Origin of the sequence: Alkalihalophilus lindianensis (genome assembly GCF_032843265.1) — a bacterium.
Classification (GTDB): domain Bacteria; phylum Bacillota; class Bacilli; order Bacillales; family Bacillaceae_D; genus Alkalihalophilus; species Alkalihalophilus lindianensis.
Window position 1 is genome coordinate 1 of sequence record NZ_JAWJBA010000139.1, and the last position, 319, is coordinate 319.

The 319-nt window shown below is 43.3% G+C and carries 1 protein-coding gene; it reads left to right on the forward strand.

Annotated elements, in window-relative coordinates; all coding sequences use genetic code 11:
* On the forward strand, positions 1 to 297 hold a 297-nt coding region (locus RYX56_RS21670), incomplete at its 5' end, for a Mu transposase C-terminal domain-containing protein (RefSeq protein ID WP_317124028.1).
* Between the last annotated feature and the right edge of the window lie 22 nt (positions 298 to 319).

Consider the following 319-nt stretch of genomic DNA (forward strand, 5'->3'; position numbering starts at 1 on the left):
GTGGATTCCTCCTTACGCGGTAAGCGAATTCAAATTCGTTATAATCCGTTTGATTTATCCACTATTCAAGTGTGGAAGGATGACGCGCGCTTTGAGGATGCGATGCCTGCAGTACTTCGCAACCAAAGCCACTCCAAATTACCGGATGATGCAGATGATGATCACGCGCCTGTTGCAGCCTCTAATTTCTTGGAACAATTGAGGGAAAAACAAGAAGAAGAGAAACGAAAACAAGTGGGTACCAACAGTTTTGCCATGTTAAAAGGAAAACAATCAAGGGGGCATGAAGAATGTTAGACTTTTTTGAATAGAAGGGTGG